The organism is Shewanella frigidimarina, assembly GCF_003797125.1.
Classification (GTDB): Bacteria; Pseudomonadota; Gammaproteobacteria; order Enterobacterales; family Shewanellaceae; genus Shewanella; species Shewanella frigidimarina.
The window spans coordinates 668,816-681,413 of record NZ_RKKE01000002.1; the positions used below are offsets into that span (position 1 = coordinate 668,816).

The 12,598-nt window shown below is 39.2% G+C and carries 10 protein-coding genes; 5 read left to right on the forward strand and 5 right to left on the reverse strand.

Going from position 1 to position 12,598, the window contains the following annotated elements; all coding sequences use genetic code 11:
- Positions 1-4 precede the first annotated feature (4 nt).
- From EGC86_RS07855 to EGC86_RS07865, 3 genes are all read left to right on the forward strand, one after another.
- The gene (locus tag EGC86_RS07855; protein ID WP_123777162.1) at positions 5-946 is read left to right on the forward strand and encodes a U32 family peptidase; all 942 of its coding nucleotides are present in this window, start codon (positions 5-7) and stop codon (positions 944-946) included.
- Between the two features lie 443 nt (positions 947-1,389).
- Positions 1,390-2,667, forward strand: coding sequence for a YjiH family protein (locus EGC86_RS07860; protein WP_425376023.1), 1,278 nt, complete (start codon positions 1,390-1,392; stop codon positions 2,665-2,667).
- Positions 2,668-2,823: 156 nt separating this feature from the next.
- Positions 2,824-3,189: a PilZ domain-containing protein gene (locus EGC86_RS07865; RefSeq protein WP_102035935.1), complete on the forward strand. Its 366-nt coding sequence runs from the start codon at positions 2,824-2,826 to the stop codon at positions 3,187-3,189.
- An 89-nt stretch (positions 3,190-3,278) separates the two neighbouring features.
- Here the strand turns inward: EGC86_RS07865 and radA are convergent, their stop codons facing one another.
- Positions 3,279-4,658: a DNA repair protein RadA gene (gene radA, locus EGC86_RS07870; protein ID WP_123777164.1), complete on the reverse strand. Its 1,380-nt coding sequence runs from the start codon at positions 4,656-4,658 to the stop codon at positions 3,279-3,281.
- Positions 4,659-5,087: 429 nt separating this feature from the next.
- On the opposite strand from radA, the gene EGC86_RS07875 reads away from it, so the two are divergent.
- The gene (locus EGC86_RS07875; protein WP_123777165.1) at positions 5,088-7,472 is read left to right on the forward strand and encodes a PilZ domain-containing protein; all 2,385 of its coding nucleotides are present in this window, start codon (positions 5,088-5,090) and stop codon (positions 7,470-7,472) included.
- A 149-nt stretch (positions 7,473-7,621) separates the two neighbouring features.
- Here the strand turns inward: EGC86_RS07875 and EGC86_RS07880 are convergent, their stop codons facing one another.
- Positions 7,622-8,530, reverse strand: coding sequence for an alpha/beta fold hydrolase (locus EGC86_RS07880; protein WP_123777166.1), 909 nt, complete (start codon positions 8,528-8,530; stop codon positions 7,622-7,624).
- Between the two features lie 118 nt (positions 8,531-8,648).
- Positions 8,649-9,635 (reverse strand): phosphoserine phosphatase SerB, encoded by a 987-nt coding sequence (serB, locus tag EGC86_RS07885; RefSeq protein ID WP_123777167.1) that lies wholly within the window; start codon positions 9,633-9,635, stop codon positions 8,649-8,651.
- A gap of 162 nt (positions 9,636-9,797) precedes the next feature.
- On the opposite strand from serB, the gene EGC86_RS07890 reads away from it, so the two are divergent.
- Complete coding sequence (locus EGC86_RS07890; protein WP_123777168.1) at positions 9,798-10,490, forward strand: AhpA/YtjB family protein; 693 nt, start codon at positions 9,798-9,800, stop codon at positions 10,488-10,490.
- 75 nt (positions 10,491-10,565) lie between these two features.
- Here EGC86_RS07890 and deoD read toward each other — a convergent pair whose 3' ends face one another.
- Together deoD and EGC86_RS07900 are read right to left on the reverse strand one after the other, a co-directional pair.
- Positions 10,566-11,276, reverse strand: a complete 711-nt coding sequence (gene deoD / locus EGC86_RS07895; RefSeq protein WP_123777169.1) for a purine-nucleoside phosphorylase — start codon at positions 11,274-11,276, stop codon at positions 10,566-10,568.
- Between the two features lie 101 nt (positions 11,277-11,377).
- Positions 11,378-12,595: a phosphopentomutase gene (locus EGC86_RS07900; protein WP_123777170.1), complete on the reverse strand. Its 1,218-nt coding sequence runs from the start codon at positions 12,593-12,595 to the stop codon at positions 11,378-11,380.
- Positions 12,596-12,598 lie beyond the last annotated feature (3 nt).

A 12,598-nucleotide genomic window follows, 5' to 3' on the forward strand; every position in this document is an offset into this window, starting at 1 on the left:
TACAATGAAAATATCTCTCGCTCCAATTAGTTACTGCTGGTCAAAATCTGACGTTGAACACTTTTATCAGCAAGTAGCATTGAGTAACATCGATACCGTTTATTTAGGTGAAACCGTATGCAGCCGCCGCCGCGAACTGAAGTTTAACGACTACCTTGAACTCGCCAAGATGCTTAAGTCTCATGGCAAACACGTGGTGTTATCAACCATGGCTTTGATAGAGGCGCAATCTGAACTTAATGAACTGAAACGAGCTATTGATAATGGTGATTTCAGTATTGAAGCTAATGACATGGCTGCGGTACATTATGCGCACCAAGCGAAAGTCCCCTTTGTGTGTGGGCCAACAATCAATAATTATAATCGGACCAGCCTTAATTTATTGCACCAAAAAGGAATGTATCGTTTTGTGATGCCTTGTGAATTATCACAACAGTGGTTAAACACTGTCATCAACCAGGGTGATAAACCCGCTTTTGAAATAGAGGTGCTCGGTCACGGCTATTTGCCGTTAGCACATTCTGCACGCTGTTTTACCGCCAAACATTACCAATTGCCAAAAGATAAGTGTCAAACTATTTGCCAACGCCATAGCAAAGGCTTACTGGCTCAAACTCAAGAGTCACAACCCTTACTCCGCTTAAATGGTATTCAAACTCAATCTGCGGCGCAGGTAAACCTGATTAACCAAATTCCACAAATGATAGACATGGGAATTGATTATTGGCGTATATCACCCAATAAATTAACCGATGTCGCCATGGGTTCAGAACTTGCTCATGTATTAGCGCAAATAACAGAGGATCCAATTAATAGTAAGGCGCTAATCACAAAACAGTTTAACGACAATAAACAGGCATCGATTATCAATCATCATTGCAATGGCTATTGGTTAGGGTTACCGGGCATGGACTATTCCCTTGAGCCCAATTCTCCAGCGAGATAACGTTACAAACGCTACTTGATAGCCATTAATAAAAGTGGTCATGAACCGTAATCATATCCATGTTTATTAATGGCATACAAACCATAAAAAAGCCCCCACCTCAAAGAGAACACACTTCCGCAACAAAATATTAACCAACTGATTAAATTAGATTTTAACGATATACTCCGACACTTTCTTAAAGTAAATATCTACTCACATTTAACTAATATCTATTCGGTTAAGTTATCATTTTACATACTGCAAATAAGGGGGTAACCTTGCCTACCAAAAAAAAACTACTGAATGGACATTCAATTTCGGTCCATAATAAACAGTTGGGTAGCACAGCTGGCCAACTTAGAACACATAAGTAAGGTGTATTTAACGTGACACATAAAAAACATAACATTAAAACAATTCTCACCTTTATTATTCCGTCACTGATTGGCTTGTTACTGTTTATGACGCCTATCAATGTCGATGGTTCGATTACCATTCCGATTGCAATCATCTCAAAAGCATTGCAAAGCCAAATGGGCAGTTCGATTCAGCTTATTATGACCTGCATAGTGGTACTAATGGCATTGGCCTCATTACTCACTCAACTCATTAATCCTAAATTCGTTCGTAAAAGTATTTTTTTACGCACACTGCTAAAAGTAAATTTATTTTGGTTAGCGGTGCGAATTCTAGGCGCAATCTTTATCGTCATGGTTTATTGGCAAGTGGGACCCGAAGCGATTATTTCATCTGCAACCGGTGGCTTGGTTCTGAATGATTTAGTACCAGTACTATTTTCAGTATTTATTTTTGCTGGCATGTTATTACCGCTATTGCTCAATTTTGGTTTATTAGAATTTTTTGGCACATTATTAACCAAAGTGATGCGTCCAATATTCAATTTACCTGGTCGCAGTGCTATTGACTGTATGGCATCTTGGTTAGGTGATGGTAGTGTGGGCATTTTAATGACCACCAAACAATACGAAACTCGTTTCTATACTGCACGTGAAGCTGCTGTTATTGGCACAACCTTTTCTGCCGTGTCAATAACCTTTAGCTTAGTGGTGATATCACAAGTCAAACTTGAGCACTTATTTGTGCCATTTTATCTGACGGTGTGTTTAGCAGGGTTTATTGCCGCAATAATAGTACCTAAACTACCGCCATTATCATGGAAGAAAGATCTGTATATCGATGATACTCCTCGCCATGAAGATGACGAAACAATCCCAGCCAGTCATGGCGTATTTTCGTGGGGATTTGAACAAGCAATGCAACGGGCATCTTCTGCTGGTGGCATTAAGCATGTGCTAACTGAAGGAATTAAAAACGTTGTCGATATGATATTCGGGGTGATCCCTGTTGTTATGGCTATTGGTACCGTCGCATTAGTGTTGGCTGAACATACACCTATTTTTAATTACTTAGGTATGCCATTTATTCCGCTATTAGAACTGCTGCATATTCCAGAAGCTACCGAAGCCTCGAAAACGATTGTGGTGGGATTTGCCGATATGTTTATTCCATCGATTTTGGCCAGCTCTATAGAATCAGATTTGACCCGCTTTGTTATTGCGGCATTATCGGTTACTCAGCTTATTTATATGAGTGAAGTAGGTGCTCTTTTAATTGGTAGTAAAATCCCGGTTAACTTTTTTGAGCTATTCGTTATCTTCATTCTACGAACCTTAGTGACACTGCCAGTAATTGCCTTAATGGGTCATTTACTCATTTAGTTGAAGTCAGAAAGTAAACAACTCAATATCACTAAGGAGCGCAATGCGCTCCTTTTTTAGACTAAATATTCTCAGCGTAATCGAAATAAATCGAGTATGCTTAAACAATAAACACTGACTTTGTGTCATTGCGATATTGATTATTAAGGGTAAACCATGGATGACAGACGTAAGTTTTCTCGTATTTTTTTTGCAGCCAGTGCTCATCTTGCGCAAACAGAACAAACTTGGCGCACTAAAATTTTAGATTTAAGTCTTAATGGTGCACTAGTAGAATTGCCATCTGGGTATACAGGTCAGCTCAATAGCATTTTAACCTTAGAGTTTGTGTTACCCGACTCTGACATTGAGCTGAAAATGGAAGCGGCAATTGTCCATAAAACCCCAGAACACCTTGGCTTAAAGTGTACTCACATTGATGTTGACAGCATTACCCATCTTCGCCGAATTATTGAATTGAATATGGGTGATCCAGAGCTATTAAATCGTGAGTTGACCTCTTTAATCACTTCAGCGCCTTAAACAGCCGATCTAACAAGTTAAGATGCAAAAAAGGTAAGTCAATGACTTACCTTTTTTATGTTCAAATTTTGCTTTTTATCACCCGAGGCTTAATTAATTAGTTCAAGCAGCTCATGGATAGTTTTCACTGGGATAATTTTTGCCCCTAGCCCTTCCATGGTTTTGTGATAATTACGGAATGGGATAAAAATCTCTGTAAAACCATGCTGCGCAGCTTCTTTGACTCTCGGTACACCGCTATCAATTGGGCGCACATCGCCATTCAAACTCAACTCCCCCATAATACAAGTGGTTCTAGGCACGATAAAATCATTTAAACTGCTCAGTAATGCCGTAACAAGCGCTAGATCGATGCAGGTTTCCGACTCATCAATTTTTAAACCGCCCACTATATTAAAAAACGTATCATGAAAAATTTTGGTTTTAGTATGCTTACGTAAAATACCGGTTAGCATTTTAATCCGATTCATGTTTAATCCCACACACACACGTTGTGGAAACTCAGATTCAGTCTCGGTGGTTAAACATTGTATTTCCAACAGTAAATTACGGTTACCTTTACGAATACAAGTGATAGTCGAGCCTGGCGATTCAGTGGTTGAGCCCGACAAAAATATTTCACTAGGGTTATCAACACTGATCATACCGCGTTCACTCATGCGGAATATCCCCACGGTATCAACATCACCAAAACGGTTTTTATTAGCGCGTAAGGTACGAATTTGTCCATCGTTGGTGTCGATATGTAGCAATGAATCTACGATATGAACCAAGGTTTGCGGCCCGGCTATTTCGTTATTTTTATTCACATGAGCAATAATGAACATGGTGACATTATTTTTCTTACAATATTGAGTAAACGCTTGCGCCGCTGTTTTAACTTGTGAAGGCGACCCTGGACTGCCATTGGCTGCATCGGTGACAACCGCTTGAATAGAGTCGATGACAGCAAACTTGATCTGCTTGGCTTCTAATTCCTCAATAATGGCTTCTACACTGGTTTCAGACAGCAAAAATAAGTTATCTTCGTTGTAATTAAGCTTTAAACGATTAACACGGTTTTTGAACTGAGATAATGACTCTTCTGCAGTACAGTACAGTGAAGCCATAGATTGTGACATCCGAGCGACCAAATCGGATAGTAATGTTGTTTTACCAGCACCTGGGTCGCCAGAAATAATATTCACCGATCCTGTCGTCAAACCGCCACTTAGTACCCTATCTAACTCACCGATTTCAGTGAGTCTTTTCTCGGCATCTTCTGACTCAACTTCACTGAGTTTTTTAGAGCCACCACCCACTGCACCAGCGTATCCCAATACAGATGATCGTGAAGTTGAACTCTTTGAGGCTGACAATTTCATTTCTACCAAAGAATTCCACGCACCACAACGACACTGTCCCTGCCAACGCGGATAATCAAGGCCACAATCGTCACAAACAAATGCCATTTTTGGAGCTTTTGCCATGTTAGTTCCTATGTTGTAAATCAATTAGTACTTTATGCTTGATGTTATTCGGCTTAAGAATCAATAAACCATCATTATTAACACATTTTCTATATCACCTAAACCTAACATCGGTCGAATCAAAATGACGATTTAGGCAACACATAAGTATAATAATAACAACGATCTTTAGTCAGAGTCTTGCCAACGATTAAAATATTGTCCACACTCATGTAAACAAACTGTAAAAAAGCAATAAACTAACGTTACATCAATACAGCATTGCTATTAATACGCTATGTTAATCTTCGTTTCGAGGGTATTAACAACGATATCATTTGTGCATTCCTATCGAACAACATTGAAATGTATATTACTATAAAGATCAGCGCTTTCTTGCCGATAAAATTATCAGCCAGACTCACAATAAGCATTTAAAACGATAAAATAATGAGTTTAGATAACCACAGGGCATTAATAGAACAACTGAAACCGTTGATCATGGAACCTGATTTTCAGGACGTATTTGAACAGTTAACAGTTGATGAATCGAATTCAACCCGTTTTCTATTGAAAATGGAGCTAAATCGCATCTCATCTTTGTGCACGCGAATTATCGATTTACGAGATAAAACAGAACTGCCATGTGAAGAAGTTGTCGTCGCCAATCAAAGATATTTCCTAGACGAGCCCGCTAAAGAAGCCTTGCTACAAGCGCTACCATTATACCGTAACAAATATACCTTAGGTGTGTACGAGCACGTTATAAAAGCGCATAAACTTCGACGTCTTAAACTCAGAGAGAATGTTTCAGTTGAGGTCATTGACGAAGAAAATCCCTTTTTGGTGCCTGGTGTTGTGCTTGGCAGTTATTTTAATCGCTGTGAAGAACGAATGAATTATAGCATTCGAATTATGGTTTCTCAGCAAGGAATAACCGAAGTCAGTGGTGCAACGCTAGATTTATCTGTCGGCGGAGCTCGCATTAAGTTACCGTTAAAGCATCATTTAGACCAAGACAAACCTTTACTGGTAAAACTACTTGAACTCAGTGATGAATTTTATCTCGATGATCTAAAGCAGGGTGTTGAATATCAAATAGTGGATATTCAAAACAAAGATGATAGTGCTGTTTTTAGATTGAAAAGACTGGGTGGCGGAGAAGCATTAGACAGCTTGTTATCACAGCTTATCCGCGGCTATAAGTTTCGTTATAAAGTAGATGTCAACGACGTCATTGTTACCGCTACCGGGTTAGGTTATGAGCGACATTACTTACCTCTGTTAACACATTTACCTCTGTTCGTTTCCATCATTGAAGGTAAACCACTCATAAACTACGAATTATTGGGTAGAGGTAACAAACCAATCCAACATTATTTTCAAGATGAAAATGAAATTAGTCAGTTACCGAGTTTTATTAATACCAGACGTTTAACCCAAATGCTCAAAAACATTGATAATAGTGAGCATTGTTATTTATTCAGTTTTATTCATAACTCTAACGGTAAATTACATTTTTATTCTGCAACCTTAGCGGAGCTAAAAGCGACCAAAAATATTCATCTGTTTTTGGGTTTTGCGTCTACCAAAACAAGTTGGCGCGTATTTAAAATTGTAATGCAACCTATTGATCATAGCAAAAACTACAAAACGTCCACTTTACCGGGGGATGATGCACGTTATGCTGCCCTCACTGAGCAACAATTAGCTCAATTTAGTCATACTGTACAACTTATTGATTTAACCAACGAGGAAGCTCGTAAAGACTATCAATGCTGGTTTGATCAATCTGATGTGAATGGCTTAAAGATATTCTCCCAAGCAAAAATAAAACAACACAGCATCAAAAAAGTATCAATGCCATTTAGTGAGCGGCGCCATGAGGCTCGATTCATTTTTAAAACCTTAATCACAATTCAACAAGGTGACAAACAGGCCACTGGTATTACCCATGATATTTCGAGTCGAGGTTTACAACTGACGTTAGAGAAATCGGCTAACTTCAACGAACCTGGAGCAGTCACATTGTCATTTCCACGCCTGCAAGCCGCTGCGGGTAAAACTAATTTATCAAATTTACCTTACCAGTTAATTCGCAGCAGGATGAATGGTGTGACTTTACATTTGAGCGCCATCATAGGTCACTCCCCGCATGAAGGTGTAGAGTTTTTAAGTAAATTGATTGCTCACAATAAACAAAAACTCGAGCAGTTATCAGATAATGAAGGCCAAAAAAAAGAACTGGCTGATGGCATGAAAAACCTTGTGATGCGCCAATTACCAGGAGTGCCATATTTTATTGAAAAAACAGTAAAAGCGGCTCAAATGGCTTACATAGGTATTGGCACAACAACGGATGAAATAAGCCATTTATTTGCTCAAGACAGCGATAAAGTACTGCAATACAATTTAAAACCACTACTGGACAACAATGTATTAAAACAACACATCATAGATCCTATCAAGTTAATGAAACCGACTCATGGTATGGCCTTTTTTGAAGTGTTTATGCAACTCACCCGTCACCCTAGAGGTGCAGTACAGATCCAATGTAAACTTAAATCTGAACTGGGTAATAGAGAACAACAAATTCAATTTATTACTCAAAGTAAAAAAGTGGGTCGCTTCATGGCGTTAAGGGTGTATATAGGAGCAACTGACAAGCCCGATATGAGCTATATTCGACGCGAGCTAGAATATATCCACATACATGCTAATCACCGTGCAAAGCAATTAGAAGAGCAATTGTGGAGAGTTATCGGTTCAGGTGAGCTATTAGATATTACTACTGAAGTTGAAATCCGTTTTCCAAGCTTAATGACACTAGCCTAAGTAATCTTTCAGAAACCGCTAATCATAATTAAAAATAGCATAAATCGATGATCTGAATTTATTTAAAAACTGCATTTTTACTAACCAAAGATTGGCTAACCAAAGAATAGGTTAATAACCACGTACTATTTCTCTACAGCTAACTTGGCTCACATTGATAAATACCATTGTTTAATTTGTACAAAGTGATCTTGCTCGGCTTGTCGAGCAGTCAACATACCGGCATGATTGTAATCCAATAAATTGCCCTTTTCTTTGGCGAGCAAAGTGTACTTAACCTGGCTAAAACCACATTCATTAATCATATCGCGTACATCTGACGGATTGCCTAATACATGATCATTTTTACCTGCGATAAACCATGCTGGTGGCCATACCGCTTTGGTTGCGGCTTCTGCATAATGAAAATTATCATCATGATCTACCCAATCACCTCGCACCCAATCAATCGTTTGTAATAATGATGCACTGCTTTCATTATCCATACCAACGCGCAGTCGACTGGCATCAAAGTAGCCTTGTCTGCCAATATAAAAAGGCGCAAAACGATTCCAGAAAAAATCGACCATAAGCCATTTTTTAAATGACTTCACTTTGATAGTACGTTTGGAACCAAAGGTTAATAACGATGCCACACTAGACTGTAGATGGCTATAACGAGCCAAACTGCTGGCCATTAACACCCCGCCCCATGAATGGGCACACCAATGTACTTTATTAACCAATGGATGACGCTGTAGAATAAACTGCTGCACTAATGGCAATTGCTCACGAATGACTTCTCCTTGGCCCAAAGTGAAGTCACGATGAATTTTAGGCTCGCTTAAGCCTCGTCCTGCGGTATCCATCACATAAACATCAAAACCAGCGTTAGCTAAAAAACAGCCTAAACCACGACCAGAGCTGCTATAAAACACTCTTCCATTGGACATAGCACCATGCAACATCAAAATAGGAATACCGAGTGCTATAGGCGAAGTAGGACGAATATGCCGCAGATGCAATTGGCCATCTCTGTATGGTATAAACAGTGAGTTTTGGAGGATATCTATAGTCAAAATAGGCAGTTATGTTAGTGATTATAAATATAAAACTAACATTACTACCGTGAAATACAACTAGAATAGAGTAATAATTCTATATTTATTCTTGTTCATAAATGTAAACACTAACTAATTACAGTTGTAGGCAAAAGACTAATGCACGTAAATCAACATTTTGGATTGATGCATCTGCAGCAGCAACTAATTTAGGCTTAGCATGAAATGCTAATCCTAAATCGGCGGCTTGGATCATCGGAATATCATTGGCGCCGTCACCAATGGCAACTCGCTGACCAGATGGAATAGCCCACTGTTCCGCACACAGACTAATCACGTTAGCCTTATATTGAGCATCGACCACTTCACCTGTTACTTCACCACTCAGCTTGCCATCAACAATAACTAACTCATTGGCAAATGCCGCATCAAGATTAAGCAATGTTTTTAAATGACCGACAAATGGCGTAAACCCACCAGAAGCGACAACCAGTTTCCATTGATGTGTTTTTAACTCGGCTAACATTACTTCAAGACCAGACATTAACGGCAAGTTGTCGCACAACTGCTGAATAATAGAGGCATCAGCACCGGTAAGCTTACTGACTCGTTGTCTTAAAGACTGTTCAAAATCTAATTCGCCACGCATAGCACTTGCCGTAACTGCGGCAACTTCCTCACCCACACCAGCCATAGCAGCGAGTTCGTCAATACATTCAATTTGAATAGCAGTAGAATCCATATCCATCACCAATAACCCCGGTTGATTGAGGCGAGCTAATGGTTGTTGAATAAGCACTATTTCAGCAGCTATATTTGTTGGGAATGACGCAATTAAAACATCATTAGCGGTTTGAGCCGACAGCTCAAAACCTAATAAATCGTTTTGCCTGTCAAGCTTTGCGATATGAGTATCGATAGATATGGAAGATAACCAGGCTTCTATCTCTGCTGAGCATTGCGCACTAAAAATAACTCGACAACGATACGGTAGGTGAGATTGTAAGTTAAGTAAGTAATCTGACTCTTGATAACGATATAACACACAGCCTAAATGTTGATATGTCTCACAAGTATCTGAAAATAAAAAATTTAGTAAAACATTATCACGTTGTTCAAGCATCAATACGGCCTCTTAGTATGTTACGACTATCTACTGACAAATTTTTCGATTAGTATAGCTTTTTGATAATTCTCTGTAATTGGGTTAGCACAGAATGGTTGCTCGATAAAAGAACTCCCCAAAACAGCTTCCAATTAAATAGAAAAAACACTGAGGATTAAAGTGATTTTTGTTAAAGGTCTTAAGAAAAGGCAAAAAATCAGCCGGATTGTGCAAATCATTGTCGCAATAACCCTGATCATCGGTCTAATGTACTTGTGGCAATCAAGTTTACGTAATGGTCAAAAATTACTAAATTCACAAACAAAAGTGATGGCAAGACTATTAGCACAACAAGCCGCTAATGGTGCAGCTCCGGCAATGTTTTTACAAAATGATGAGCAACTGCAATGGTTAGCATCAGCACTTGCTGCTGATCCTAAAGTGATGTCGGTGAATATCTATAATTCGCAGGGTGTAAGGTTAGCATTTGCTCAAAGTGTTTCTTATGAAAACTTAGAAGCCGACTCTGAAATATTAAAAGGCTTATTAAAACCATATCCACCTTTGATTGAAAATGTTATTCAAGACGACAATAATTTAGGTTACGTTGAAGTACGTTTAAATCTTGATATATTTTTCGATGAAATAAAAATATTGCACGAACAGAACATGCAATTACAGCAGATGATGTTAATTGTAGCTGGCTTTATTGGTTTACTATTATCACGGGCACTTTCATTTAAACGTGCTGATTTTGACCGCCGAAAAGCCCAAGCTAAATTACGTAAAAAGCCTAAAAAATCGGCCTTGCTCGCTTCAAACGAAACGCAAGCAGACGAGTCAGAAGATATACAACAAGACCCTCCAGCCTAGACAGATTGCTGACATAAATCACAAACATAAAAAATGGGCACTCAATGAGTGCCCATTTTATGACTAACGTTTAAATTACAGTGTTAACGCTGCATCTAAAGTCATGATAATCATGTCGCTGAATGTTGTTTGACGCTCATCAGAGGTCGTCTTCTCACCGGTACGAATGTGGTCTGATACCGTTACAACACATAACGCTTTAGCACCTAATTCATGTGCAACACCGTATAAACCAGCAGCTTCCATCTCGACGCCTAAAATACCCATTTTTTCCATAACATCAAACATTTGAGGATCTGGAGTATAAAATAAGTCGGCAGAGAAAACGTTACCAACACGGATTTTAGTGCCGTGTGCTTTAGCCGAATCAACAACAGCACTTAGTAAGCTGTAGTCTGCGATTGCAGCAAAATCGTTATCTTTAAAACGTAAACGGTTAACTCTAGAGTCAGTACATGCACCCATACCGATAATCACATCACGTACTTTTACGTCTGCGCTGATTGCGCCACAAGTACCAACACGGATTAAATTCTTAACACCGTAGTCTTTGATAAGTTCGTGTGCATAGATTGAACAAGATGGGATACCCATACCTGAACCCATAACAGAAATACGCTTACCTTTATATGTACCGGTAAAACCTAGCATGTTACGTACATCAGTCACTTGCTCAACATTTTCTAAAAATGTCTCAGCAATGTATTTTGCACGTAATGGATCGCCTGGGAAAAGTACCGTTTCAGCAAAAGCACCTTCAACAGCGTTAATATGTGGTGTAGCCATGTTATAACCCCTATGTTTCTATTTTATTTGTATTGCTTAGTCATGTTTACAGTTTAGCAAAGCCATTAAACTTTATATAGAACCGTCGTTTGAAAATGTGACTAATTAATAAAAGATTCACCATAATTCATCGGTTCTAACTTAAAATAACTCGCAATAGACTGACCAATATCAGCAAAAGACTTACGACGGCCTAGTGAGCCTGCAGATAAACCTGCACCATAGGCGAGAACCGGCACACGTTCACGAGTATGTTCAGTGCCAACCCAAGTAGGATCACAACCATGATCAGCTGTGAAAACAACTAAATCTTCAGGTTGTAAAATCGCTAATAATTCCGGTAAACGAGAATCAAAGTACTCAAGTGCTTTAGCATAACCGGCGGTGTCACGACGATGACCATAATGAGAGTCAAAATCAACGAAATTAGTAAACACAATGGTGTTATCACCAGCACGTTTAATTTGCGCTAAAGTTTCGTCAAATAACTCTTCAAGACCAGTCGCTTTAAATTGTTGAGTAATACCACTGTGAGCATATATATCAGAAATTTTACCGATACTAACCACTTCACCGCCAGCATCTTTAAGCTTATCTAATACTGTAGGTGCTGGTGGTAATACCGCATAGTCATGACGGTTACCAGTACGAGCGAAATCAGCAGCGCCAGTACCAACAAATGGTCGAGCAATTACACGACCAATGTTATAAGGCTCTAACTCTTCACGCGCAATTTTGCACAAGTTATATAAATTTTCTACACCAAAACTTTCTTCATGACATGCTATTTGGAATACAGAGTCAGCAGAGGTATAGAAAATAGGCTTGCCTGTTTTCATGTGCTCTTCGCCTAACTCTTCAAGAATTTGAGTACCTGAAGCATGGCAGTTACCTAAAAACCCATCTAAACCAGCACGTTCAAGGATTTTATCTGTGAGTTCTTTAGGAAATGAATTGGTTAAGTCACTAAAATAACCCCACTCATAAAGGACAGGAACACCCGCCATTTCCCAGTGACCACTAGGAGTGTCTTTGCCTGAGCTTAATTCGTCAGCATGACCATAAGCACCGATGACTTCGACATTATCAGCAAATCCAGCTGCAAACTTACCAGTACTTTCAAAACCAGCATGGCCTAAACCAAAGCGAGCAAGATTAGGTAATTTCAATAGACCTTGACGGCCGATATCCGCTTTGCCGTCAGCACAGGCTTGTGCGATATGGCCAAAAGTATCAGAGCCAACGTCACCAAATTTATCGGCGTCGGTAGCAGCACCAACACCAAAAGAGTCGAGCATTAAGATAAAAGTACGTTTCATTAT